The organism is Fibrella arboris (assembly GCF_041321095.1).
GTDB classification, from domain to species: domain Bacteria; phylum Bacteroidota; class Bacteroidia; order Cytophagales; family Spirosomataceae; genus Fibrella; species Fibrella arboris.
Genome location: NZ_JBGGWE010000010.1, coordinates 197875 through 221045, shown reverse-complemented (window position 1 = coordinate 221045; position 23171 = coordinate 197875). Strand labels below are relative to the sequence as shown.

At 54.7% G+C, this 23171-nt stretch carries 27 protein-coding genes; 18 read left to right on the top strand and 9 right to left on the bottom strand.

Going from position 1 to position 23171, the window contains the following annotated elements; genetic code table 11:
- The first annotated feature begins 60 nt into the window (after nucleotides 1-60).
- From ACAW75_RS18265 to ACAW75_RS18230, 8 genes are all read left to right on the top strand, one after another.
- Nucleotides 61-1605 carry an outer membrane protein assembly factor BamB family protein gene (locus ACAW75_RS18265; RefSeq protein ID WP_370730188.1) on the top strand — a complete coding sequence of 515 codons (1545 nt, stop codon included), beginning with the start codon at nucleotides 61-63 and terminating at the stop codon, nucleotides 1603-1605.
- Between the two features lie 36 nt (nucleotides 1606-1641).
- Entirely contained in the window at nucleotides 1642-2043 is a 402-nt protein-coding gene (locus ACAW75_RS18260) for a hypothetical protein (protein WP_370730187.1), read from the top strand.
- A gap of 36 nt (nucleotides 2044-2079) precedes the next feature.
- A complete protein-coding gene (locus ACAW75_RS18255; RefSeq protein WP_370730186.1) occupies nucleotides 2080-2466 on the top strand; it encodes a hypothetical protein in 387 nt (128 codons plus the stop codon).
- A complete protein-coding gene (locus ACAW75_RS18250) occupies nucleotides 2430-2861 on the top strand; it encodes a hypothetical protein (RefSeq protein WP_370730185.1) in 432 nt (143 codons plus the stop codon). The genes ACAW75_RS18255 and ACAW75_RS18250 overlap by 37 nt, the downstream gene beginning before the upstream one ends.
- A 29-nt stretch (nucleotides 2862-2890) precedes the next feature.
- Nucleotides 2891-3505 (top strand): DinB family protein, encoded by a 615-nt coding sequence (locus ACAW75_RS18245; protein ID WP_370730184.1) that lies wholly within the window; start codon nucleotides 2891-2893, stop codon nucleotides 3503-3505.
- Nucleotides 3506-3531: 26 nt separating this feature from the next.
- The gene (locus ACAW75_RS18240; protein WP_370730183.1) at nucleotides 3532-3966 is read left to right on the top strand and encodes a hypothetical protein; all 435 of its coding nucleotides are present in this window, start codon (nucleotides 3532-3534) and stop codon (nucleotides 3964-3966) included.
- A 69-nt stretch (nucleotides 3967-4035) separates the two neighbouring features.
- Nucleotides 4036-4992 (top strand): hypothetical protein, encoded by a 957-nt coding sequence (locus ACAW75_RS18235; RefSeq protein ID WP_370730182.1) that lies wholly within the window; start codon nucleotides 4036-4038, stop codon nucleotides 4990-4992.
- Nucleotides 4993-5171: 179 nt separating this feature from the next.
- A complete protein-coding gene (locus ACAW75_RS18230; RefSeq protein WP_370730181.1) occupies nucleotides 5172-5573 on the top strand; it encodes a DUF423 domain-containing protein in 402 nt (133 codons plus the stop codon).
- Nucleotides 5574-5608: 35 nt separating this feature from the next.
- Here ACAW75_RS18230 and ACAW75_RS18225 read toward each other — a convergent pair whose 3' ends face one another.
- On the bottom strand, nucleotides 5609-6559 hold the full coding sequence (locus tag ACAW75_RS18225; protein WP_370730180.1) for a 2-hydroxyacid dehydrogenase: 951 nt from the start codon (nucleotides 6557-6559) through the stop codon (nucleotides 5609-5611).
- Between the two features lie 154 nt (nucleotides 6560-6713).
- On the opposite strand from ACAW75_RS18225, the gene pdxA reads away from it, so the two are divergent.
- Both pdxA and ACAW75_RS18215 read left to right on the top strand, forming a co-directional pair.
- Nucleotides 6714-8483, top strand: a complete 1770-nt coding sequence (pdxA, locus tag ACAW75_RS18220) for a 4-hydroxythreonine-4-phosphate dehydrogenase PdxA (RefSeq protein ID WP_370730179.1) — start codon at nucleotides 6714-6716, stop codon at nucleotides 8481-8483.
- A gap of 89 nt (nucleotides 8484-8572) precedes the next feature.
- Complete coding sequence (locus ACAW75_RS18215; protein ID WP_370730178.1) at nucleotides 8573-9463, top strand: YicC/YloC family endoribonuclease; 891 nt, start codon at nucleotides 8573-8575, stop codon at nucleotides 9461-9463.
- Between the two features lie 7 nt (nucleotides 9464-9470).
- Here the strand turns inward: ACAW75_RS18215 and ACAW75_RS18210 are convergent, their stop codons facing one another.
- Complete coding sequence (locus tag ACAW75_RS18210; protein WP_370730177.1) at nucleotides 9471-9851, bottom strand: hypothetical protein; 381 nt, start codon at nucleotides 9849-9851, stop codon at nucleotides 9471-9473.
- A gap of 130 nt (nucleotides 9852-9981) precedes the next feature.
- Between ACAW75_RS18210 and ACAW75_RS18205 the strand changes: the two genes are divergently transcribed.
- The 4 genes from ACAW75_RS18205 to ACAW75_RS18190 are packed head-to-tail and all read left to right on the top strand — an operon-like array spanning nucleotide 9982 to nucleotide 12974.
- Nucleotides 9982-11061 carry a Gfo/Idh/MocA family protein gene (locus ACAW75_RS18205; RefSeq protein ID WP_370730176.1) on the top strand — a complete coding sequence of 360 codons (1080 nt, stop codon included), beginning with the start codon at nucleotides 9982-9984 and terminating at the stop codon, nucleotides 11059-11061.
- Nucleotides 11058-11885: a sugar phosphate isomerase/epimerase family protein gene (locus ACAW75_RS18200; RefSeq protein WP_370730175.1), complete on the top strand. Its 828-nt coding sequence runs from the start codon at nucleotides 11058-11060 to the stop codon at nucleotides 11883-11885. The genes ACAW75_RS18205 and ACAW75_RS18200 overlap by 4 nt, the downstream gene beginning before the upstream one ends.
- Before the next feature lie 49 nt (nucleotides 11886-11934).
- Nucleotides 11935-12327 (top strand): alpha/beta fold hydrolase, encoded by a 393-nt coding sequence (locus ACAW75_RS18195; protein ID WP_370730174.1) that lies wholly within the window; start codon nucleotides 11935-11937, stop codon nucleotides 12325-12327.
- Between the two features lie 11 nt (nucleotides 12328-12338).
- A complete protein-coding gene (locus ACAW75_RS18190) occupies nucleotides 12339-12974 on the top strand; it encodes a DNA-3-methyladenine glycosylase (protein WP_370730173.1) in 636 nt (211 codons plus the stop codon).
- A gap of 43 nt (nucleotides 12975-13017) precedes the next feature.
- Here ACAW75_RS18190 and ACAW75_RS18185 read toward each other — a convergent pair whose 3' ends face one another.
- Nucleotides 13018-13587 (bottom strand): RBBP9/YdeN family alpha/beta hydrolase, encoded by a 570-nt coding sequence (locus ACAW75_RS18185; RefSeq protein ID WP_370730172.1) that lies wholly within the window; start codon nucleotides 13585-13587, stop codon nucleotides 13018-13020.
- A 156-nt stretch (nucleotides 13588-13743) separates the two neighbouring features.
- Between ACAW75_RS18185 and ACAW75_RS18180 the strand changes: the two genes are divergently transcribed.
- Nucleotides 13744-15075: an MFS transporter gene (locus ACAW75_RS18180; RefSeq protein ID WP_370730171.1), complete on the top strand. Its 1332-nt coding sequence runs from the start codon at nucleotides 13744-13746 to the stop codon at nucleotides 15073-15075.
- Nucleotides 15076-15094: 19 nt separating this feature from the next.
- On the opposite strand, the gene ACAW75_RS18175 is transcribed toward ACAW75_RS18180, so the two are convergent.
- From ACAW75_RS18175 to ACAW75_RS18155, 5 genes are all read right to left on the bottom strand, one after another.
- A complete protein-coding gene (locus ACAW75_RS18175) occupies nucleotides 15095-15439 on the bottom strand; it encodes a hypothetical protein (RefSeq protein ID WP_370730170.1) in 345 nt (114 codons plus the stop codon).
- A gap of 85 nt (nucleotides 15440-15524) precedes the next feature.
- Nucleotides 15525-16163 (bottom strand): hypothetical protein, encoded by a 639-nt coding sequence (locus tag ACAW75_RS18170; RefSeq protein ID WP_370730169.1) that lies wholly within the window; start codon nucleotides 16161-16163, stop codon nucleotides 15525-15527.
- Nucleotides 16164-16182: 19 nt separating this feature from the next.
- Nucleotides 16183-16683 carry a methylated-DNA--[protein]-cysteine S-methyltransferase gene (locus ACAW75_RS18165; RefSeq protein ID WP_370730168.1) on the bottom strand — a complete coding sequence of 167 codons (501 nt, stop codon included), beginning with the start codon at nucleotides 16681-16683 and terminating at the stop codon, nucleotides 16183-16185.
- A gap of 64 nt (nucleotides 16684-16747) precedes the next feature.
- Nucleotides 16748-17155: a response regulator gene (locus ACAW75_RS18160; RefSeq protein WP_370730167.1), complete on the bottom strand. Its 408-nt coding sequence runs from the start codon at nucleotides 17153-17155 to the stop codon at nucleotides 16748-16750.
- Nucleotides 17156-17227: 72 nt separating this feature from the next.
- Nucleotides 17228-19402 (bottom strand): S9 family peptidase, encoded by a 2175-nt coding sequence (locus ACAW75_RS18155; protein ID WP_370730166.1) that lies wholly within the window; start codon nucleotides 19400-19402, stop codon nucleotides 17228-17230.
- 360 nt (nucleotides 19403-19762) lie between these two features.
- On the opposite strand from ACAW75_RS18155, the gene ACAW75_RS18150 reads away from it, so the two are divergent.
- The 3 genes from ACAW75_RS18150 (at nucleotide 19763) to trxA (ending at nucleotide 21884) form a co-directional block, all read left to right on the top strand.
- Nucleotides 19763-20473, top strand: coding sequence for an OmpA family protein (locus tag ACAW75_RS18150; protein ID WP_370730165.1), 711 nt, complete (start codon nucleotides 19763-19765; stop codon nucleotides 20471-20473).
- 245 nt (nucleotides 20474-20718) lie between these two features.
- Nucleotides 20719-21477, top strand: a complete 759-nt coding sequence (locus ACAW75_RS18145) for an oxygenase MpaB family protein (RefSeq protein ID WP_370730164.1) — start codon at nucleotides 20719-20721, stop codon at nucleotides 21475-21477.
- 92 nt (nucleotides 21478-21569) lie between these two features.
- Nucleotides 21570-21884: a thioredoxin gene (gene trxA / locus ACAW75_RS18140; protein WP_370730218.1), complete on the top strand. Its 315-nt coding sequence runs from the start codon at nucleotides 21570-21572 to the stop codon at nucleotides 21882-21884.
- An 81-nt stretch (nucleotides 21885-21965) separates the two neighbouring features.
- On the opposite strand, the gene ACAW75_RS18135 is transcribed toward trxA, so the two are convergent.
- Nucleotides 21966-23162 (bottom strand): site-2 protease family protein, encoded by a 1197-nt coding sequence (locus ACAW75_RS18135; RefSeq protein ID WP_370730163.1) that lies wholly within the window; start codon nucleotides 23160-23162, stop codon nucleotides 21966-21968.
- Nucleotides 23163-23171 lie beyond the last annotated feature (9 nt).

The following is a 23171-nucleotide window of genomic DNA, read 5'->3' as shown; positions in this document are numbered from 1 at the left end:
GGTACGTTGGCGAGCGACTTTTGGTCTATCATAAACTGGCTTTCCGCCACTTTCCAGACCATGAAAAACATCGCTTACTTCCTGCTTTGGGTGAGCCTGGCCCTCCCCCTCATCATTGGCTTGCAGAACTGCAGGAAAGACGACCCCGCTCCTCCCGCCAACCCCGGCGGCCCCGGCAGCAGCACTACCACGCCGGGCGGCTCCACAACCAGTTCGCCAGGTACGTCGACAACGGCAGTGGTCAGTACCGCACCGCTCATCAGCACGCTGGCAGCCCCTACCATATCGGCAACGGGCAGCACATCGGCTACCGTCTCGGTGGTGATTGAGAGTGCCGGCGGCACAGTTGTAACAGAGCATGGGTTTGTGTTAAGCAACACGAATACATTACCGACAATAGCCGATTTTAAACAAAATTTTGGTATCGTAAACGGCCCCTTTCCCTACACAGTCACCCGGACTGTTACGGGGCTTGAGGCGAACACGACGTATTACATACGAGCTTTTGCGACCAGCGCCACAGGCACAGGCTATGGTGCTGTAGGGCAGTTTAGAACCACCGCACCGCCCGTTGTAACGAACCCCGACGACGCGGCCATCATCTACGTAGGTATGTCCTACGGCGTATATGCCGTTGACGTGGCCACCGGACGACCCAAAACTACATTTTCTACTACCGGTGGTAGTGTCTATGCCGACCCCACACTCGACAACAATGTTCTCTATACGGGTTTCAACAGTGTATTGGGTTTCAATACTGGAGGGGGGCGGTTATGGGAGTTGACCACTCTTAGTGGATCGTTCACTAACCCGATTACAGTCGGCGGCGGCGTTTTCTATGTAGTCGCCAACGATAAATTGGTAGCTTATGATGCCACTACCCGTGCGAAGAAGTGGGAAGTCGTAGCCCAGAACGGTAACAGCCCGGTGTTGCTCGATGGTGTATTATATGAGGCGAGCAATAGCGGCCTGGCCGCAATTAACGCCGCCGATGGCGCCCGCAAATGGCTGTACGCATCGGGCATAGCTATGTACACGGGTGCTGCCGTTTCGGGCGGAGTGGCCTACGCGACTGGTCAGCGCAACACACTCCATGCCGTTGATATCACAACTGGGCTAAAGAAATGGTCGTATGAAATGGGAACCACCTTCGATGTCCTCAGTTCCTGCCCCACCGTTGCCAATAACGTCGTTTATGTGGGAAGCGGCGACAAAAGACTCTACGCCGTTGATGCGGTTACAGGTACTAAAAAGTGGGATTTTCTGACGGGTGGTACTGTTTATTCAAGCCCGTTTGTGGCCAACGGAATCGTGTACTTCTTCAGCTCGGATACGAATCTATATGCGCTCGATGCCGCCACAGGTGCCCGAAAATGGAGCGTTAAAATCGGCACCAATGGCACAACGTTTTCCACGACCAGCCCCATCGTGATCAACGGCGTGGTGTATGTGAGTGGCGAGAATAAAACGCTTTATGCCCTCGACGGAGCCACCGGGGCAGTGAAGTGGCAACTATCCATAACCGAGAATTTGACATCAAGCCCGGTTGGTGTAACCAGCAATGGTAAGGTGTTTTATTCGGGCCGTAGTGGTGCCCAGCAATAGCACCCGGATCTTATCAACCATTTTTTATTCACCATCATGAAACGCATCAGCCCAATCCTACTGATGGCCGCGCTCTGCCTGCTGGTCCTGTTCAATAGCTGCAAAAAAACCGACCCCGCCCCCGACCCCTACGCTTTTCTGGCGGGTACCTGGCGATACGCCAACGGAGCCGAATGCATTTTCGATGCGGCGGCGAAAAAAGCCAAAGGCACCAAAGTGCCTGCCAACAACACGCAGTTCAAATTCGTCGTGGGCGAAGACTACTGGCGCAACGTCCTCAGCACTGGCACCGATGCCTGGAGCTTTGAGCAGATCGTGCGGTTTGGGGATGGCGTGACGGTGGAGTACCGGAAAAGCACGATGAAGAAAAAAGATGCCAACACGCTCTCAGTAGCCACGCCCGGCCTCACCGATAGCGAACTGGTGCGCGTACCGTAAGCACGCATTAGCAGCAGACGTAACCTCCTGTTTATCATGGCTATTTTTCTGGATGCCGATTTCACCAAAACGAGCTGGCCGCTGGGAGTTTCTATCTTCAACGCCGTGCAACCGCCCTACACCGAGCCGATCACGATCCCCCTCGCCAAACCTCTCCCCGGCATACCCGTGGGCGATTTGCTGGGGGGCGAAGATGCCCTCCGCACCGACGTACCTATCGAACGGACGTACCGGTTTGGCCTTGACCTCATCCACAGCCCCAACCGCTTTCTGCACATTCCGCACGTACCCCGGCCGTATGCCCGGCGGTCGCTCTTCCTGCTGTCGCGGGGGTTATCACCGGTGGAGGAGCGCAACCGGTTTCGGGCCACGATCAGTTTATGGCCATGGATACCATGCCCAACGATATGCAGATCAGACTGAGTCACCCTATGGATGATGACCACGAGGCCAACGTACCCAACGGGGTGCTGAGTCTGTGGCTGAAAAACGGCGTGATTGAGGCCAACATTGATGATTCGACACAGCCCCGGCAGCGGGTAGGTACGTTCGCGGCGGCTCAGTATGTCGAGCTATCGGTATCGGTAGTGCTGCGGCCTAATACCCGCCTCACGGTGAGCGTAGCCCGGCGCATGAGTGCCGGTGCGCCACCCATCCTAACCCGCACCGATTTCCAGACCCCCGCCCGGACGTTCCTGCCCATCACAGACCTGGGGAGGTTGGGCTGGCAGTTTTACCCGCCCTACTGGCCTACGGCCACCGCCCCCACCCGCCCGCAGGTGTTCAAGCTGTTTCGGGCGTTTATGCAGCAACCCTAAGTCAACCATCACAATTTTTCGACCAAACCATGAAACCAATTCTCCTGCTCTGCGGCCTGCTGCTGACTGCCTCAGCCGCCCCCGCCCAACGCCTGTGGACCGAGGCCGACCAACGCGCCACGGTCGCCAACCTGCAACGTACCCGCAACGAACTGACCCGCGCAGTAGCTACCCTGACCGACGCGCAGTGGAACTTCCGCGAAGCACCCGGCCGCTGGACCATCGCCGAGGTAGTGGAACACCTGGGTACGTGGGAGATTGCCTTCGCCCGCGAAATCGGCGAGGGCATCCGCAACGCGCCTCGCCCCGACCTCGCCGCCGCACAGACCGCCGCCGCCGCCGACCCCGATACGTATTACCGGGAGTTCATTATGGAAGACAAACCCCATGTGGCCCCCGACTTTGCCCGCCCAACGGGCCTGCTGACGGGCAAAAACGCGCTGACATTCTTCCAGCTCAAGCGCGACCTCGCCATCGGTTTTGCCGACACCACCCGCACCGACATGCGCCTGTATTACGAACGGACGGGCAGCCGGTTCCCGCGCAATATGCAGCAGGTCTACATTTTCCAATGGGGCCACGTTGACCGGCATCTGCGTCAGATCCAACGCATCAAACAGCACCCCGATTACCCCAAATCGTGAAGCGTATCAAGCTGTCTATTCCTATCATGAAAACCACACGAACAGCCAGCATAGGCTGGCTCCTATTCAGTTGCCTGTTGCTGTTTGGGCAATGCAGGAAAACCGAAACGCAGGTTACACCAGTCACGCCTGATCCATTGGCCAACGCGGCAGGTACTTACACAGGCACGATGACCGACACGGGAAGACTTTATCAAGCTGTTAAAGCAAGTGTCACTACGGCCAAGGATAGTTATGGCAAGCTGTACGTCAACTCGGTCGGTTTCTCAGGCACAGCGTATCAACTGGTATTGGCTAATCCATCTCCGCTATCGGCCCGTGCAGGTTCCTATGAGTACCGGGCCAGTTCCGTTGTGGCAGACGGCAAATCCCTGAACGTCAGTGGCCGGTACACGCTCGCTGATCGGTGGGGACTGTCTTCCGCTATCTACTACGATTTCTCCTTCACAGGTACGCGTTGACGAACCAACGCCGCCTCTGTGACAAGATTCCGTCTACTAATAAACAGGCTTACCGCCGCTATCCACACCATGGTCCTATTACGCATCTCCTCCGTTAGGCTCCCTGCCTGGCTGCTGGCAGCCCTCTTGCTGGGTACGTTGCCAACCGGTTGCAAAAAAACCGACGACCCCGCCATTCAGACAAACTGCCGTATTACGACCCGTAAGAATGAAGCGGGCATTACTACCAGCACCTGGACCTATAACCCCGACGGGCAGGTAAGTAAACTCGTTTATTCGTCGGGAGAACGAATTGATTTCGTGTACAACAGCGATGGCTATCTGACCACCAGAACGTACCTGCTTGCCAATGGCAACGTTAGTACGACACGTACCTTCGATTACGTCAGTGGGCGTATCATCAAGATTACGTTCAGGAATTCAACGGGTGCGGTTACCAGCACCCAAACCTTTGAGTACGACGGTGCAGGCTCGCTCAGCCGTCTGGTCGAAGCGTACGTTGGGAGTTCTACGTACACCTACGTATTCACGAACAACAAGCTCTCGGGCTATACGGCCCGGAACTCGTCAGGTGCCGAATCACAACCCTACACGTTTGACAATGGATTTGTGAAACGATACCTATCAGGTACCTCACAGACCAACTACGAGTATGATGCACAGGGCAGGAGAAGTCGTATAGAGTACTTAACGTCAGGGCGAGTCAGCGGATACACGGTATATGACTATACAGAAGGAACCGATTACGACGAAGTGGTCAATCCGTTTAAAGGGTTTCCGGAAGCCATCCGCTACGGCATTATTCAGGATGGTTATAACCGGGGTCTACCGGCAAGAGTGACCAACTATACCTTGCCAACAACCGGCTCTACCTATAAATCTTCTGAGTACACATATACCTACTCCAAAAATGCCAGTGGCTTTCCGCTCGAAACAAACTACGTGTATAGGGAATACAACCCGACAGGGACCATCACCTACACATCGGCGAGCAAAAGCACATACACGTACGAGGGCTGCCAGTGATCCCTTTTTTTACACCAGGCCACGCAGCGACTAAACGTTAAAATTGTTCTGCTTCGTAGCACGTACCTGATCGAAATAACAGTCAGGTACGTTGCATCAGCCGTCGTTGTGCCTGATTGTCTGTAAGGATAGCGACAATATGCCGTACCTTTGCGCAGTCAGTTACAACGACGATATACATGGAAAATTTGATTGCACAGGCCCGTTGGGCCATACAACTGGGAAGCGTACTTGGGTTTTTGAGCGTGGGTATCGGTGCCTTCGGCGCACACGGCCTGCGGGCTAAACTTGAAGCCGCCGGCCGAATGGATACGTTTGACACCGCCGTGAAATACCAGTTCTACCACGCGCTGGCGCTGGTGCTGGTCGGTATCATTACCCAACTGCTGGCCAACAACCCCGCCGCGCTGAAAACGCTGAACTGGTCGGCCTGGAGTTTCGTGGCCGGTACGTTGATCTTCTCTGGTTCACTTTACGTTCTTTGCCTGCTGGGCATTAACTGGCTCGGTGCCATCACCCCCATCGGAGGCCTCTTCTTCCTGGCTGGCTGGGGGCTGCTGTTCTGGGCAGTTAAGCCGTAAACGTTGCCGGGCTTACTATACGCAGGGCCAGCGGTTTACCGGTTACGCCCTAACTCCGTCAACTGCCTGACCAGCACTTCATTGATACGGACGTAGCTTTCCTGAGTCCAGCCGGCGATGTGGGGGGTTAGAATCACCTGATCGGAGTGGCGCAGGTAATCGAAGGTCGTTTGCTGGGCCGGTGTCAGTGTTTTCAGCTTTTCGTTTTCCAGCACATCCAGACAGGCGCCCCTGATTTTTCCCGACTCGAGCCCGGCCACAACGGCATCAAGCGAGACCACTTCGCCACGCGAGGCATTGACCAGAAAAAACGGTTTAGCCATCTGGGCTACAAACGGATCGCTGATCCAGTGGCGGGTATATTCTGTTAGGGGAACGTGCAGGCTCAAGACGTCGGCTTCGGCCATGATCTGTTCAACCGTCACCTGTTCGGCGTATTGGTCACCGTAGTTGGTGCGGTATTTATCGAAGGTGACGACCCGGCAACCAAACCCACTCAGGCGACGCGCCGTGGCGCGGCCATTGTTGCCGTAGCCAAACAGCCCAACGGTTTTACCCATAAGCTCGATGCCCCGGTTACCTTCGCGGTCCCAGATTCCCTGACGTACCTGGCTGTCGGCACGGATCAGATTGATGAATAAAGCCAGCAACATACCCACTACATGCTCGGCCACGGCATCGCGGTTACCTTCGCCTGCGTGAAAAATACGAACCCCGCGTGCCGTTGCCTCAGCTGTGTCGATCAGGTCAAGTCCGGCGCCGGCACGGCCAATATAACGCAGTGAAGAAGCGGCATTGAACATCTCCGCATCAACAACCGTTTTACTACGAATGATCAGACCCTCATAGGCAGCAATGGTGGTTAGTAAGGTCTTACGGTCAATAGTCGGGTGATACGTATAGGTAAATCCCGCTTCGTCGAGCATAGTGAAGAGGGACGGATGCATTTCATCGGCAATCAGAATAGCCGCCTGGGTCGTTGACATGTAGGGAAGTTTGTAACTTGCAACGACAATTATCAAGAATCAGTCAGCAATTACCAATCCTGCGGCCTAAAAAAGGCAAAAGAATGGTGAAAGCTGCGTACATCCTCAGTCAGGGTGGCTGGCCTGGATAAGATGAGTCACCTCTGCAAGGTCAATGGAACAACAACCTAATAATACCAACAATCAGAACGACCGGCCTGCCGACAACCGTCCCGGAGGTCAGTCGGATCGGAACCGAAACCGGAATCGCAACCGCAACCGCAATCGGGGGCGCGACAGAGACCGCAACGGGCAACTCCATGGCGAACAGGTAGCTGAAACCAGCGCCGACATGCCCGAGAACCAACCGATCGGCGTCATTGATATTGACCTCACCACCATACCAGGCGTATCAAAAGATAAAGCAGGAGCGGATAATAAGCCCGCTGCTCAACCTCAGACAGCTCGTTCCCCGCAAAACGAACGCCCGCAACAGGGGCAACACCGGTCAGGGCAGGAACGTGAAGGGCGTCTGCCACGCGAGCAACAGCGCCAGCCAGGTAACGAACGCAGCCGCGACAATCAGGAACGTAGCCGTCCCGAGCGTACCCGTCCTGACCGGCCAGAACGCAGCCCGAACGATCGCGTTGATCGGAGTGGGTTCGAGCGTCCTGAGCGGGTCGAGCGCGAACGGAGTATCTACGACAGACAGGAGGAAATCGTACCGGAACGCCCACGGCCCGAGCGCCAGGAACGGTACGAACCAATGGCCGTCGACCGGTTTGCCGGTGAATCTGTTTTCGAGGACGATGACAGTCAATCGGGGCGAAGTGAACGCACCCCCTTATCAGAAGCCAGCCAGCAGGAACGCCTGGTCATTGGTATTTCGCTGGGCGATTTCAACGGTGTGGGACCGGAAGTGATCCTGAAAGCCCTGCAATACAACCAGCTGCAAAAGATCTGCACACCCGTCATCTACGGTTCCATGCGGGTACTGAATCGCTACCGGAACCTGCTGAACCTGAAAGACTGGAACCTCAATGGCATTCAAACCGTAGAGCAGGCCAGCCACAAGATGACCAACGTCATCACCTGTTTCAGCGACACGATTCCGGGCCCGCCCGTTGCCGAGGGAGAAGCGCCGCTGCCACCCCAGCCCGCTACCGATATTCAACCCGGCAAAGTGACCCCCGAAGCGGGCCTAGCTGCGTTTGCGTGCCTGAACCGAGCTGTTGAGGATCTGAAGGCCGGCAAGATTCACGCGCTGGTAACGGCCCCGATCAATAAGCATAACATTCAGTCAGAGGCATTTTCGTTTCCGGGCCATACCGAATACCTGGCCAATGCCTTCGGCGTACCCGACAATCTGATGTTTATGGTCAGCGATATCCTGAAAGTGGGCGTCGTAACCGGACACGTCCCTATTGGCAAAGTACGTCAGGGTATTCATAAAGGAGCCATTGCCCAGAAACTGGAGATGATGACCAAATCGCTCAGGCAGGATTTCGGCATCCGTCGGCCCAAAATCGCGGTGCTGGGACTCAATCCACACGCGGGTGAGCGTGGCTTGCTTGGCAACGAAGAGAACGACATCATCACGCCACTCATCAACGAACTTCGGCAGAAAGGGCAACTGATTTACGGCCCCTTCCCCGCCGACGGTTTCTTTGGCACCCGCTCGTATAAAAAGTACGACGCCGTACTGGCCATGTACCACGACCAGGGGTTGATTCCGTTTAAATCGATTGCCTTTGAAGAAGGCGTTAATTTCACCGCCGGTCTGCCAGCCGTCCGTACTTCGCCCGACCACGGCACGGCCTACGACATTGCCGGCAAGGGGCAAGCTGATGAAACGTCGATGATCCAGGCTATTTATACTGCCTGCGATGTTGTCCGCCGCCGTAAAGAATATCAGGAACTGGAAGCAAACGCACTCAAAAAATAAGTTTCAGGTTTCAAGTTTCATGTTTCAAGTGCTTCGCTGATCAGCAAGGCACTTGAAACATGAAACTTGAAACCTGAAACTCCCCTCTCATGCTCAAATCAATGACCGGTTTTGGTACTGCGACCGTCGAAGCCAATGGCTTTTCAGCAACCGCAGAGGTCAAAACACTGAACTCTAAGTTTTTAGATATTTTCTGCCGACTGCCCCGAGGGTTTTCAGACCGCGAGATCGAGGTACGAAACATACTCACCCAGCAACTCGAACGCGGCAAAGTAGAGTTCAACCTCAATATTACCCGCACGACCGACCTGCGGCCTACCGTGACGGTGAACCGGCCGTTGGTTACGGCCTATGTGAAAGACCTGACCGAAGCCGCCACGGCAACGTACCTGAGTTTATCGCACGATGAAGTCTTCCGCCTGGCGCTTGGTATGCCAAATGCCTATTTGAGCGAAACAAGCAGTAACTCCGAGAATGCACAGGAAGACTGGGCCACGATTCAGGAGGCCGTCAGCGAAGCGATTCGCCGTTGCAACGAATTCCGGCAGCAGGAAGGGGCGTCGCTCGAAGGTAAGTTTCGCGAGTACATTCAGACAATCACCGACCGCCTCGCCGATATTGAAGTACAAGACATTACGCGTATTCCGGCTGTTCGTGAGCGAATGCGTACCAACCTGACCGATCTGATTGGGAGCGAAGATTTTGACCGGAACCGTTTTGAACAGGAACTGGTCTACTTCGTGGAAAAATTCGACATTTCGGAAGAGAAGGTTCGCCTGAAAAACCACCTGCTTTATTTTATGGAAGTGCTGGCGACCGAAGAAGCCAATGGCAAGAAGCTCAATTTCATTGCGCAGGAAATTGGCCGGGAGATCAACACCATTGGGTCGAAAGCCAACGACGCCACCATCCAACGGTTTGTGGTGCAGATGAAAGACGAGCTGGAAAAAATAAAAGAGCAAACAATGAATGTGATCTAGGCAACGCTTACTTCCTGACCTCAATAGCCGTTAGCGTGATTTGCGGCATTTCGCCAGCGGCCTGACCAGCATCATTGGCAGAAATTTGCTTCATCACTTCTTTTTTTCCTGTTAGCCGACCTGAGAAACGTACCTGAAGGGGCGTAGCCGGGTCGGCTTTTAATGCCCGCTGCTTTAGGCTATCGGCCAGATTCACTGGATAATAGCGCAACCTGGCGCTGGCATCCGGCACCGCCAGTATATACTGATAAGCCCCCCGCGAGTAGACCGACACGATGAGCACCCCCTCTGTATTCGTCAATGAGGACGGCTGCGTCGGCTGTGCCTGACAGGATGGCAACAGAACAATAAGCAGACTCGTGATGAGGCAATGACCGGGAGAATTCATTCGTCTTGTTAAGCTTGCGCAAATAGTGTGTAGGTATAACGGGCGGCACCGCTGAATAGTCTGCTACATTTCTGCTGGAACTGCTGCTTTTGCCGTTTAATTTGACGCGACTTAGTACTGTCTGCCAGTAATGCTAAAAAAAGAAAACCGCTTACTACGCGTCGGCGTCCTGGGCTGTGGGCCTATAGCTCAGTTCGCCCATTTTGAAGCCTGCCAAAAAGCGCGTAACGCCGAACTGTATGCCATCTGCGACGCGGCGCCCGATTTACTTCACCGCATGACCGCTGTCTGGCAGCCAGCCGTCGCCTATTCCGACTACGACACCCTGCTGGCAGATCCTTTAGTGGAGGCAGTAATCATCGCCACGTCGGATGCGTTTCACGTACCAGCTGCCCGCAAAGCCGTTCGGGCCGGTAAACACGTGTTGATCGAGAAACCGGTGGGTACGTCGCTGGCCGATTGCCTGACTTTACAGGCTGAAGCAGCGCAGCACGGCTGTGTGATGCAGGTTGGCCATATGAAGCGTTTTGATCCGGGTATTGCTGAGGCACACCGGTTTATTCGGCAGGAGATGGGCGAATTGCTCTCGTTCACGGGCTGGTATGCCGACAATACGCACCGGTACACGATGACCGACAATGTACAGCCGCTACCCGTCTTGTCGGCCAATGCCCTGAAACCCGTTTTCGACGAAAAGGCCGACAAGACGCGGTATTACCTCCTGGCCCACGGCAGTCATCTACTCGATACCGCCTCTTTTCTGGCAGGTCCACTTGGGCGAGTGTCGGCTCAGCTCGTGCAGAAGTTTGGCGCCTATTGCTGGAGTATTCAGGCTGAATTCATCAATGGGGCGGTTGGTCAACTGAACCTGACGGTTCCTTTCCGGGGCGATTGGCATGAAGGATTCACGGTATCGGGGGAATGGGGGAGCGTGCAGGGAAAAACGTATAATCCCTGGTATTTCAAAGGCAGTGAGGTAAGCTGCTTTTCCGAGCGGGAGGCCAGCTACCGCCAGGTGTTGGGCGCCGACGCTCACGTTTACAAACTACAGGTTGAAGGCCTGGCCGATACGATTCTGAAGGGAGTACCCCAACGGGGAACGACCATAGCCGAAGGCATTGAAACCGTCAAAGCTATGCTGGCTATCCAACGGTCAATCGCTGGCAAAACAGGCATTTATCTGGATGACCTGACCGAAGGAGACCTATGATGGAACTGGGCATTTTCGCAAAAACCTTTACCGGTCCACTCCCAACGGTGCTGGAGTCGGTACGCGAGGCAGGGCTTCAACGGGTACAGTTCAATTTTGCCTGTGCCGGTCTACCGTCTATGCCCGAAGTGGTTGACGAGCCAACGCAAACAATGATTCAGGCGGCATTCAGCCAGTATCCGCTTGCCATTGAAGCCGTATCAGGTACGTTCAATATGATTCATCCCGACCCCGCCGAGCGACTGACCGGCTTGCGCAGGTTGGGCGTTATTACTGAACAGTGCCGTTGGCTGGGCACCAGTCTGGTCACCCTCTGCACTGGTACCCGCAACCCAAACGACATGTGGAAGGCGCACCCGGCAAACAACCTGCCTGATGCCTGGAATGACCTACGCCAAACCCTCGACAGGGCGTTGGAGCTGGCCGAGCAGCACGAGCTGATCCTGGGCATAGAGCCCGAAACAGGCAACGTCGTAAACACCGTCGAAAAAGCCGCTCTGTTGCTCCGGCAGGTGAACTCGCCACGTCTGCGAATTAGTTTCGATCCGGCCAATCTGTTTGAGCACGAGCCATTACCCATTGTAACAGAGCGACTTACACACGGCCTTGACCTGCTCGGCGAATTTATCGTGACGGCTCACGCCAAAGACCGAGATGCGCAGGGACAGATCGTGGCCGCAGGCCGGGGGGTTCTCCCGTATGCAACGTACCTGCGCGGTCTGAAAGAGATTGACTACCCGGGAAACCTGATTTTGCATGGCCTCAATCCGCAGGAGGTGGGCAGCAGTGTGCAGTTTCTTCGCCAGCAACTCGCCGCCATCTAGCCATAGGCAACAGACTCTTCCGTTTTCAGCCATTGGTCAGGGGCCAACCGTGGTCCTGTTTCACGGCCTGGGCGGCGACCGCAGGCAATGGCTCGATGTACTCCCAGCTAATTTCCCTTTCCGCACCCTCCTGCCCGATCTGCCGGGCCACGGTCAGGCTAACTGGCTTCCGCCGTCGGGGTGTTCATTTACCAGCTTTGTCGACCTAGCACACCATTGGCTCTCTACTAATTCAGGATCGGAACCGGTCATGCTGGGCGGTATCTCGACGGGGGCCGGTATTGCTGTGCGGCTGGCCAGGCTGTTGCCTGAACGGGTGCAGAAACTAGTACTGGTTCGTCCAGCCTGGCAGACCAGCCACTCCCAGACAATTTACGTCTGTTGCAGCGATTGGGGGTGGCCTTCGGTGAAACAATATGGAGCGAATACGGTCATTCTGTGAAAGAACTGCCCATGGATAAGCTTCCGCTCGATTTTTACGAACAACACGATACCCTGACCCTCTCGCAGCTATTGCTTGGTTGTGAGTTGGTACATGAGTCGCCGGAAGGAACAACGGCGGGCCTCATTGTTGAAACTGAGGGGTATCTCACCGGCGATCCGGCCTGCCATGCCTATCGCCGCGCCACCACCCGCAACGCCGCCATGTTTGGTCCCGCAGGTACGTTGTATGTGTATCAGATCTACAATCATTACCATTGCCTCAACGTAGTTACGGGGCCGGCAGGTACAGGTGAGGCCGTGCTGATCCGGGCATTACAACCGACCGAGGGCATCGAATTGATGGCCCAGCGCCGTAACGAGGCTTTTAAAACAGGGTTCGAGCGGTACCGAAACAATACCATTGACCCGGGCACGTCCGAGGGGTTTCGTCATCTCTGCAACGGTCCCGGCAAGCTGGTCATTTCGCTGGGTATCAGCCGGGCAAGCCATAATTTCTCGTCGCTGACCACGGGACCCGTGTTCATTCGGCCACCCGTGCTGGTTGATTTCGAGCTGGTAACAACCACTCGGATTGGCATTACACAAGGGGTCGACCTCCCTTACCGGTACTATGTGAAGAACAACCGGTATGTCAGCAGAAAATAAGCAGGCCGGTTAGTTCGATACAGAGACCCAGTTGCGCCCATGATCAGTTTGGGCCGGGAGGCTTCGCGTGTGCGCCCTTATCCAGTTCCTGCAGCCATTCCAGTCCCTGCGGCCATTCGCCGTAACCGCTGGCCACGTTGATGTGACCCGCATCGCCAATATCGACGAAGCGGCTACCCCAGGCGTCGGCAAACTGAGCGGCCCGTGCCAGGTTGACGTAAAAATCAGTTGAACTGGCTATTACCATTGATGGAAAGGGTAGTGGCACAAGGGGTACGGGGGTAAATCCAGTGGTCCCCGATGGGTAACTGGCGGCTTCGGTATCGCTGGGCGCCACCAGCAATGCTCCTTTTATTGGCCGCTGATACGTTTGTGCCCAATAAGCCACGGTAATACAAGCCAGGCTGTGCGCTACCAGAATCACGTCGGCCGGATGGCCCGCCATCACCGCCTTATCGACCTGCCGGATCCAGTCGGCACAAACCGGCGTTTCCCAATTGGTCTGGTCAACGCGCTCGAAAGCCGTAAATTGACGTTCCCAATTGCTCTGCCAATGGTGTTCGCCCGAATTTCCCAGGCCCGGTAAAATGAGTATCCTTGACGTAAAATTCATAGGGTGCTGCTGCGGTTTGCCAGGGCGCTAAAGTAAAGCATTGTGCGTTGGCCCCGCCCGTAAGTCGTTGTGCCTGGCCGGGAAATTTACGGCCAGCCACAACGACTTATTCTACGGGATAGGTAGCAACTGCGTTCTGGCTAGCTTACGCTGGCTATGGAATCCGTCTCACCAACAGCGGCTTTACCGTCTGTTCCCCAACCGGCTCTGATCCTGACCCAGAGTCGGCGTCTGCGGTTTATCACGTTCTTTTACCTCTATGTCATGCAGGGGGTTCCGGCGGGTTTTGCCACTACAGCACTGGCCAATTACCTGGCGGCAGAAGGCCTCCGCGCTGATCGCATAGGTACGTTCGTTGCCATGCAGGGGTTGCCCTGGACTTTTCAGTTTATCTGGGGACCGTTCATCGACAGGTATCAGGGCTCGCGATTAGGTCGGCGCAGGCCCTGGGTCATAGTAGCACAGGGGCTAGCCTTCCTGGCCTCGTTGTCTATGTTGTTCGTCGATGATCCGGCTAGCCAGGTGACGTTATTGGGGCTGGCTTTTCTGGTTCACGGCACCTTCGCCTCCATTCAGGACGCCAGTGTTGATGCGATGGCGATTTCGACCATTCCAGCCACCGAACGGGGACGAACAAATGCGTTTATGCGGGGTGGTTTCCTGCTCGGAACGGGCCTGGGTGCTGCCGGCCTCTCCTACATGCTCCGTCACCAGGGATTTCATGCGGCCGTACTGGCCCAGTCATCCTTTCTGTTGCTGCTTACTGTGTTTACCCTATTTATCCGTGAACGTCCCACGGATGCCTTATTGCCAGCTCAGGCTACGCGCCCAGCCGATCTGCCTTCAGTTCAACAGCCTGTACATACTACGCGGTGGCTTTTCCGCGAATTAATCCGTGGCCTGACCGACCGGGCGAGCCTACGCTGGTTTTTACCTATCCTGCTGGTTTACGCAGCCCAGAGCATCTTCATCCGTGCCTATAATATTCATTTGATTCAGCAACTCGGCTGGAACGATACGGCGCTCTCGGGGCTTTCAGGAAGTTACGGTGTGCTGATCGTCATTGTTGTGATCGTAACGGGAGGCGCGTTGGCCGACCGGTTTGGCGCCAGACGGCTACTTCCCTACCTGATCGGCTTTCACTTTGCTTATTTGCTGCTTATTAACCTGCTAGCTCCCGTCTGGCCTGATCCCATTGTAGCTTCAGCAGGCTCTATTATCTGGAACATGATGGACCCCACTTTAAGTGTAGCGGCCCTCCCGATTATTATGTCACTCTGCCGGGCCGATGTGGAAGGATCACAGTTTACGGCCTACATGGCGCTGGTCAACCTGGCCGATGTGGTTGGTGCTGTTGTATCGGGTCATGCCCAGCGATTTACTACCGCACCAGTGATCGGCTTATGTAGCGCATTCATAGTTGCCTGTAGCTTCATCTGGATCACGTATCTGGACCGCAAACAGGTGGGCATCGCCACGCATCCATAGTTGAGCTACGGTGGGACAATTAGTTGCCCATTGGGGCTATATCATTTTCGTAGCCAGCATCTGCAATTCGGCATCCGTTTTTGGTAACGATCAATAAGCCGAATTGATCAGAAGCACAACCGCCGCCTTTTTTGCCATCGGCCGTATATCTGAAAAAATCCAGATTCGTTATCTCTTTCTTTTCGTTTCGGCTAATAACTTTTATCTGCACCTTATCGCCAAATTGCTTGAACACCTGTCGTTCTGCCCGTTTGATCTGACGGTCAGAGAAGTCTTTGGCAACGGTAATGCCTGATTTCTCGAAGCCACACAGGCCGGTGATCAGCAACAACGAAAGCGGAAGCAGACCTTTGGTCATAGTCATGGTTTTGTTCAGGATACGCAATCAACGGTACTCGTTTTGAGGCTGATGCACCGGCTGTTCCTACCGATACGCTAAAAATAACCAGCTACGCTGGCTGCTGTACATGCAAATAGATGGTCCTTGTCATCCAGGCGATCCAGAACAGCACCACAGCAAACGTAACTTTCTGAACAACTGGCAGGTAGTCCATCAGCGTGTCTGTGTAATAAATGTAGTTATTCACCGCCATCAGCAGCAGACAGCCAATACCAAACCAAAATAAGTTTATTAAGTGGCTGGAATAGAGACCGGCGAACGTACCCAGCAAGGCAAAAAATCCGAACAGGCTGGCAATCATAATCACGACATCATGATAGGCCGTGAAAATAAATAACGACGACAGCATGGCGCAGATACCCATCCATTGCAGCAGCCGGCGATTTCGCCTCGTAAGCGAAAAAAGAAGCGGCAGCAAATACCAGAAGACCGACAAGGATACGCACAGGATAACCATGGCCGTCAGCGCTACCGGTCGGGCGGGATTAGGGGAGCCGTTGATTGCCTGCTCGCTCAGCAGGTTACACCAGTAATTGTGCATCCAGCTAAAGCCTGTGGCCGACCTGTCTGCCTGCGACCCGCCAGGATACAAGTAGGCAGCCCAGAAAAACAGAACCAGAAACATGCCGATCCCCCACAGCGGGGTAAGCAGGAACAGCGATGTTGACCAAACCTTTTTCAGCGCCATGATGCTATAGCCAACTAGCTTACAAGGCGAACAAGCTTAACTGACCGGCAGTAGCGTTCCGGCGAGCGCCTTCGTGTTCCAGCAACCACTGCTTTCGCCACAGGCCACCAGCATAGCCCGTCAGGCTGCCGTCAGACCCAATGACCCGATGGCAGGGAACAACGATTGCCAGTGGATTACGGCCATTGGCAGCAGCCACCGCCCGAATGGCTTTCTCGTCGCCCAGTTTACGGGCCATTGTCAGATAGGACCGTGTTTCGCCAAATGGGATGGTCAGCAGCCCTTCCCAAACCCGCTGCTGAAAAGGCGTACCAATGGGCGACATCGGGAAAGTAAAGTCTTTACGGACGCCGTCAAAATAATCCGTGAGCTGATCGAGCGCCTGTTGCAGGGGGTCGGGCAAATTCCGCATGAGAAATAAATCGGGCATGGGTTCGTCCAGACATGAAATGGCCGATACACCCGAGCTATCGCCGGTTATGCGAAGTGTGCCTAATGGAGAAGACAGGTAGGTATGCATATAGCTGGTGCCAGTGTGGGCTGTTACGCACCGGAAATTGCCCCACTACTTGCACAAAGCTAACTTACGAAAAATGACCGACCAGCACATCGTCAAGCATCGCTTTCGTTAAGGGTTTATTTCGATAGCCTGTTACCTCGTTGAACTGTTCGGCCCGATGCTCGTCGGTAGGGTTGAGCGACGTGGTCAGCATCATAACCACCACATTACTCTTCAATTGGGAATCCAGCTTGTGGTACTCCTCCAGAAATTCGAAGCCATTCATGCCCGGCATATTGATATCCAGCAGAATGACTTCTGGCCTGATGTATCCCGGCGCTTCGGTATCAGACAGGTAAGCGAGCGCCTCGGTACCATTCTCTGCGACGCGGACGGTTTCGCACTTCCCCCAGTCGTTGATCACTAATTGATGGATATAATTATCGTCAGGGTCGTCGTCGACCAGCATTATGCAGTGAATCAATTTATCCATGGCTGTTGAGTTGACACACTTGGCACAGCAATTTCGAGACCAGTTGTGTAGTTTTTACCGATAGTTTCTTAATTAACGCGAAACGGGCAGGTACTTCTCAAAAAACTTACTCATCGCACGGTATGTAACCAACCAGTTTCGGTGTAGCAGGAGGCTGTGTACTTCATCGGGGAAGATGAGTATTTCGGTAGGTACGTTCCGGGCACGGAGTTTTTGCACCAGATCAACGGTTTCGGCAAAAGCGACATTACGGTCATCATCGCCATGAATAAACAGGCAGGGCGACCGCCAGGTATCCAGCGATGCGTTGGGCGACGATGCGAAGGCTTCTTTTGATTCGGCTTCGCCAATACCCCAGCCACCACCCGGCGAAAACATATTTCCCCGCCACGACCAGTCATGTACGCCGTGCAGATCAACACCACAGGCAAACAGATCCGAGTTGCGGGCCAGGCCCAGCGCGGTCAGGTAACCACCATATGAACCACCCCACAGGCCAATCTTCGTGGAATTTACGTCTGACCGGTTCTTCAAATAAGAACCGGCAGCCACCACATCCTGGTACTCTGCTGCGCCACGCGGCCCCTGTTTATCGGCCCGCCGGAACGCCCGTCCATACCCGATCCCTGCCCGATAGTTGACCGACAGTACCACATAGCCCTGCGCCGCCAGATACTGGTTCATGGCATAGGCATTGGCATAGTACGTCCCCCGATAATGCCAGCCAAGCAACATCTGCCGCATAGGTCCGCCGTGCATGAACACCAGCGCAGGCGCATTGGTCACCTTCTTTTTAGGAAGAAACAACTGCCCATGAATAACCAGGCCATCAGCCGCCGTAAACGTAACCGCTTGCGGCTCGGTCAACAACGTACCTGGAAACGACGCTGGCAGTTCGGTCGGAAACAGCGTTGTTTCGGGTTGAATGCCGATAGTCAAATAGGCAATCCTCGTGGGCTGATTCCAGGAGGCAGACCGGTAAGCCAACGTCTGACCCGCAGTCGATTCAACCAGTACCGGATCGGTTTCAATGCCTTTACTGTCTTCATCCCGGCCCGAATTGACAGTGGTGATCGCCTCCCGAACGCCGGTTTCCAGTTGCACCCGCCACAGATGCCGTCGATTTATATCGTGCAGGTTACTGCTGTAATACAGGTATTTACCATCACGCGATACCGTTGTTTCTTCCGTCTCCGCGTTGCCAGGCGTCAGGTCGACCAGCGGTTGGCCCGGCCGGGTTGGGTCCAGTGCATACAGATGCATCCAGTCCTGGTGTTCAGAAAAAAACAAGAGTCGATTCGTTACTGTCCAGCGAATAGGTTCGGGCGGGTAATTCTGGGCGAAACCACCATCATCGGCCGGCGATTGCCAGAGCATACGCCCCGGATCGGGTTGCCCGTCGGCAAGCGGACCGGCCGAGGTTACCCAGACAGCGAAGGGGTTACCGCCCTGAATATTGTCCAGTTCGCCATGCTGCTGACCCGGCACCCGGATAAACGCCACCTGCCGCCCGTCGGGCGACCAGACCGGAAACTGGTCCCAATCAACACCGGGGGCCAGCCAACGTACCTGGTTCAGACCCAGTTCGTAGAGGCCAATCAGATTATGATAACCCCGGTAGCTCGTGAAGACAATCCGCTTGCCATCGGGCGAAAAACTGTAGTCGGCCTGTTTACCGCGTGCCGTGAACAACAGAGCGGGTTCTTTTCGGATACGTTGGTTGGTCAGATCAGCCAGCCGGGCCAGGTACAGTTGCCCATCCCGGCCAAACAGCAACCGGTGCGACTGCTCGCCTGCCGGCTGGGGTGCCCAAACGGGCTTATGACCAACGCCAACCCGTACCGGCATGGCCGGCGCACCGGTTGGTAAAACATAAATGACCTGTTCGGTCTGCGCAATCACGCTACCGGGGTTCGGCGTAACGCCTTTACCGTTTTTCTCCCCTCCACGCACAAAGGCAACCCACCGGCCATCGGGCGACAGGACGATGTCTCCCAGCTCCTGCCCATCATCTGCGGTATAGTTGGTCAGCTTACGGGGCACCGGGTTTGGGAAAGCTGCCGTGTACAGGTTACGCATTCCCCGGTCGTTGACCACCCAGACCACTCTGTTGCCCACTCCTACCAGCTGCTGGCAGTAAGGCGCCGATAACACCTCGTCGATCGAGAACGATTGGCGCTCACCAGACTGGGCCACAAGCTGCGTGATGGAAACAAAGAAGAGCAATAGCGTGTAGCAAACGTTCATCGTGGTTGTGTTTTGCTACAAATAAAGGCATAAGGGGATACAAAGGCTCAAAACGCAACGCACCAGCCTGGTCACAAGCTGGTGCGTTGCTGTGCAAATAGGGCCAATCCGTTAATCCTGACGGCGGCTACGGTCGTTCTTCTTTTCCTGTTTAGCCGCTTTTTTCTCCTTCGGCGATTTAGCCGGTTCCTTCTTTTTCTCGGTCCGGGCGTCCTGTGCTTTAGCCATTGTTTCGCAGTGTTTAGGTTGTCAAGGTACAAAACGATTGTCAGTCGCAGTATGTTGCGCCCAAAACGGTTACCGCTCGATCAGTTCGGCCCGAAATTTGAGTGAGGTTCGTCAACCCATAGCACACGAATCATGCCTCGCTTCATGTACCTCCTCCTGCTCCTGCCAGCTCTGGCCATGGGGCAAGGGCCCATTGTTCTGTCGAATAAACCCACCAACACTGTTTTCTCGCTAGCGGCAGTTGATGGGAAAACGGGGGCACGGTTGCCCGCTCAGTTTAAAGTACACGCCTACATCGCCAAAAAAGATTACGCTGGCCCGGCCACCCCCACTCGTGACTTTGAATTTATAATGACCCGCGCCGATTCGCTCCAGGTCATTGCCTCGGCCCCTGGCTACGAAGAGGGTGAATTTGTGATGATAGCCCCCTGCGACACTTGCGCTACCTATGGATACTCGGTGCCGCTAGACAAGGCAGACACCGTCTTCAGGCAACTGACCAAGGGCAAAGCCATTCAGCTCGACAAGGTCTATTTTGATCAGAGCAGCTACAAGATGCGTCCCGAATCGTTCGATCAGTTGGATAAGCTCGTCCGTACCTTGCAGGGCGATCCCTCGCTAAAGATCGAAATTGCGGGCCATACCGATAACGTCGGCGATCGGCGGCTCAATCAATACCTGTCTGAGAACAGAGCAAAAGTTATCACGAACTACCTGATTGCCAAGGGCGTAAGAGAAGACCGCTTACGCCACGCCGGTTATGGCGACACCCGGCCAGCGGCCCCGAATGACGTGGAAGAGAACAAACGGCGCAACCGTCGCGTTGAGTTTGTTGTGCTTTAAATTAGTTAGTTATTCGCCGTCGGCATCATTCGGTAGTCAATGGGCTACGCCGTCATTGCCTGTCATTCGTGGTTATCCCTCTGTAGCGTCGTTCATTTCTTGTCGGTCATTGCCATACCGACAAATGCCTGATAATGACCGATACACCTGGGGCGGCCGCCGACTACGGGCAATCAATGGCTACTTAATGGCAATGAGTGACGTCAACGGCTGATGACACAACGTCATAAGACCTTTCTATCGCCGTGGCTTTTGTTCAGGAACCTTCCATTGTTCGTCGTATCTGGGGTGATGCCGACGTCATATTACTGGTTTTCGCCGGGTCGGCCGCTGAGTTCGCTCTCAATAAGGCCGTCGACTGGCTCTTTTTTACCGGCAAGCTTCCGGCCGACCCGATCGGTCGTCTTTTTTCAACGGTACAGTATGCCCAGCAGATCGTTTTTGCCGATGAGCAGAAGGCACGGCAGGCCGTTGGCCGAATGGCTTCCATCCATACCGGCGTTGAGCATAAACGCGGTTACGCCATTCCAGACTGGGCCTACCGCGATGTACTCTACATGCTCATCGACTATTCGGAACGGGCCTATGCCTTGCTTCACCGACCATTGACAGCCGACGAACAGGCTGAACTTTTCGACGTGTTCAAGCGGGTGGGCGACGGCATGAACGTACCTGATCTACCCCAAACGTATACCGACTGGCAAATTGATCGGCAGCAGCACCTCGCCAGCGACCTCGAACACAGCCAGTACACCGACACGCTTTTCAGGCGGTATCGGGAAGAGATCGGCGACTGGCGGTATAAATTATTACTTCAGGCGCAGCGTTTGCTTGTTCCAGACCGCGTAGCCCAACTGCTGGGCCTGCCCGAAAATCCGTGGTTGAGCCGGTTACTCTGGATTTACCCTACCGCCCGCACGCTGGGTTTACGTTCGCTGGTGCAGCGCATGCTGCTACCCACCACGTATCTGGCCCGGATTCAGGGATTGGAAAGGAAGCCGTAGCTGTCTGGTCGGTGCTGGAACTCAGTAGCTGGTTCGTGTGGTTTGTGAAATACGTTTTACTGAACAGGCGTAACGTACCTGGCTACAAATCGATGAGCAAGCCCAATCAGCCACTCCCCTTTACTGACCTTATCAAAAGCGGTGAACCCGTGCTGGTCGAATTTTTTGCTACCTGGTGTGCTCCCTGTAAAGCGCTGGCTCCCACGCTGAAACATCTGGCCGACCGCAGCGGGGATAAATTAAAGATCGTAAAAGTCGACATAGACCGCAGCCGTGCTGCTGCAACCAAATTCCAGATCCAAAGCGTACCCACCATGATCCTGTTCAAAGAGGGCAAGGTGGTATGGCGCATCACGGGCGTGCAGTCAATTGGCAAACTGGAAGCTTCCGTAAAACCATATTTATAAGTCAGTGGTCACAAGCGAAGGCCCACGCTGGCTACGCACCAATTATGATGTGTAGCCAGCGTGGGCCTTCGCTTGTGACCACTACAGAATAAACGGCTTGGGGCTAAAGCAAAGCAGGAATATCAACAAGGCTAGCCAGCCGATCAGCTTTCGCCCGGTGCTTAACGGCTCATTATGCGCTGTTTCGGGATGATAAACGCCCAGAAAACGGCCCAGCACCACCGCAAATACCATGAACCCGATATAGCCTTCGGCGTCTGGGAAAACAAAAGACACCGCAAACTGAGCCACGACAACCAACAGACCAATAAGCAGGGCGGTGATCGGTCGATCGTTGATTCGGGAGAAAGCCAGAAAAAGGGCAGCAATGTATAGGGCCAGATCGAATAGCTTATCACGAAAGGCGGCATCATCGCCAATGGCAAAGTCGGAAACCCGGAAGTAGCCAAGCCCGGCGTAGAAAATGAAGCCCACAAACAACACGGGGGCCAGGGCATTGAAACGACGGCGGCCAATCAACGCATAAAGTACATGCCCGCCATCAAGCTGCCCAATTGGAATCAGATTCAACGACGTGAAAAACAGCGATAGGTACCCCGCCAGCAGATAGGGGTAATGGACCATTTCGTAGGGATGCGGCAGCAGTGACTGATCGGCCACATAGGTTTTGAAGAACCAGAACAGCAAATTATCGCCAAGCGCTACGGCCATCAGGTTACTCCCCTTCGCTTTGGCCTCCGCTATATTTTTAGTAACAAACTCACCGTAATGAACCCCGTACTTTTTGTACTCGGGGTGAATCGTGAAGATGTAGTCGATCGGGGGTAAGTGCGTGAAACCGTACCAGAGCAGCAACAGCGCAACGGCAAAGCCAGCCAACGGACCGGCCACGCCAATATCAAAGTATTTTCGGCGGCTGCTGATGTAATCCTGTATACGAATAAACGCCCCCATTGTACCGATGCTCTGCCCCAGCCCAGTCCAGAAAGGAATATAGTAGGGCAGCGTGACACGTACCTTGTTGGCCCGAGCTACGAAGTAATGCCCAAACTCATGCACAGTGAGCACCAGCAGAAACGGAAGCGAAAAATTCAGCCCTGTCCAGAATTCGGCCCACCCCAATGATTTTGGGTGGTATTGCTGAATGGTTTTGGCATCGTACTGCCACTCCGGCGGAATAAAGTCAAGGCCATAAATCCACTCAGCGCCGGCGGCAGTGGTGGTGATAAGCGTAACGACAAAGAGAACGATATGGATAATGTACCTGCGTGTTTGCATAAAAAGGGA

What these genes read in the sequence shown, in the direction of transcription:
- ACAW75_RS18265 (WP_370730188.1), top strand. Translation starts at nt 61, where the DNA reads ATGAAAAACATCGCTTACTTCCTGCTTTGGGTGAGCCTGGCCCTCCCC.
- ACAW75_RS18260 (WP_370730187.1), top strand. Translation starts at nt 1,642, where the DNA reads ATGAAACGCATCAGCCCAATCCTACTGATGGCCGCGCTCTGCCTGCTG.
- ACAW75_RS18255 (WP_370730186.1), top strand. Translation starts at nt 2,080, where the DNA reads ATGGCTATTTTTCTGGATGCCGATTTCACCAAAACGAGCTGGCCGCTG.
- ACAW75_RS18250 (WP_370730185.1), top strand. Translation starts at nt 2,430, where the DNA reads ATGGATACCATGCCCAACGATATGCAGATCAGACTGAGTCACCCTATG.
- ACAW75_RS18245 (WP_370730184.1), top strand. Translation starts at nt 2,891, where the DNA reads ATGAAACCAATTCTCCTGCTCTGCGGCCTGCTGCTGACTGCCTCAGCC.
- ACAW75_RS18240 (WP_370730183.1), top strand. Translation starts at nt 3,532, where the DNA reads ATGAAAACCACACGAACAGCCAGCATAGGCTGGCTCCTATTCAGTTGC.
- ACAW75_RS18235 (WP_370730182.1), top strand. Translation starts at nt 4,036, where the DNA reads ATGGTCCTATTACGCATCTCCTCCGTTAGGCTCCCTGCCTGGCTGCTG.
- ACAW75_RS18230 (WP_370730181.1), top strand. Translation starts at nt 5,172, where the DNA reads ATGGAAAATTTGATTGCACAGGCCCGTTGGGCCATACAACTGGGAAGC.
- ACAW75_RS18225 (WP_370730180.1), bottom strand. Translation starts at nt 6,559, where the DNA reads ATGTCAACGACCCAGGCGGCTATTCTGATTGCCGATGAAATGCATCCG.
- pdxA (WP_370730179.1), top strand. Translation starts at nt 6,714, where the DNA reads ATGGAACAACAACCTAATAATACCAACAATCAGAACGACCGGCCTGCC.
- ACAW75_RS18215 (WP_370730178.1), top strand. Translation starts at nt 8,573, where the DNA reads ATGCTCAAATCAATGACCGGTTTTGGTACTGCGACCGTCGAAGCCAAT.
- ACAW75_RS18210 (WP_370730177.1), bottom strand. Translation starts at nt 9,851, where the DNA reads ATGAATTCTCCCGGTCATTGCCTCATCACGAGTCTGCTTATTGTTCTG.
- ACAW75_RS18205 (WP_370730176.1), top strand. Translation starts at nt 9,982, where the DNA reads ATGCTAAAAAAAGAAAACCGCTTACTACGCGTCGGCGTCCTGGGCTGT.
- ACAW75_RS18200 (WP_370730175.1), top strand. Translation starts at nt 11,058, where the DNA reads ATGATGGAACTGGGCATTTTCGCAAAAACCTTTACCGGTCCACTCCCA.
- ACAW75_RS18190 (WP_370730173.1), top strand. Translation starts at nt 12,339, where the DNA reads ATGGATAAGCTTCCGCTCGATTTTTACGAACAACACGATACCCTGACC.
- ACAW75_RS18185 (WP_370730172.1), bottom strand. Translation starts at nt 13,587, where the DNA reads ATGAATTTTACGTCAAGGATACTCATTTTACCGGGCCTGGGAAATTCG.
- ACAW75_RS18180 (WP_370730171.1), top strand. Translation starts at nt 13,744, where the DNA reads ATGGAATCCGTCTCACCAACAGCGGCTTTACCGTCTGTTCCCCAACCG.
- ACAW75_RS18175 (WP_370730170.1), bottom strand. Translation starts at nt 15,439, where the DNA reads ATGACTATGACCAAAGGTCTGCTTCCGCTTTCGTTGTTGCTGATCACC.
- ACAW75_RS18170 (WP_370730169.1), bottom strand. Translation starts at nt 16,163, where the DNA reads ATGGCGCTGAAAAAGGTTTGGTCAACATCGCTGTTCCTGCTTACCCCG.
- ACAW75_RS18165 (WP_370730168.1), bottom strand. Translation starts at nt 16,683, where the DNA reads ATGCATACCTACCTGTCTTCTCCATTAGGCACACTTCGCATAACCGGC.
- ACAW75_RS18160 (WP_370730167.1), bottom strand. Translation starts at nt 17,155, where the DNA reads ATGGATAAATTGATTCACTGCATAATGCTGGTCGACGACGACCCTGAC.
- ACAW75_RS18155 (WP_370730166.1), bottom strand. Translation starts at nt 19,402, where the DNA reads ATGAACGTTTGCTACACGCTATTGCTCTTCTTTGTTTCCATCACGCAG.
- ACAW75_RS18150 (WP_370730165.1), top strand. Translation starts at nt 19,763, where the DNA reads ATGCCTCGCTTCATGTACCTCCTCCTGCTCCTGCCAGCTCTGGCCATG.
- trxA (WP_370730218.1), top strand. Translation starts at nt 21,570, where the DNA reads ATGAGCAAGCCCAATCAGCCACTCCCCTTTACTGACCTTATCAAAAGC.
- ACAW75_RS18135 (WP_370730163.1), bottom strand. Translation starts at nt 23,162, where the DNA reads ATGCAAACACGCAGGTACATTATCCATATCGTTCTCTTTGTCGTTACG.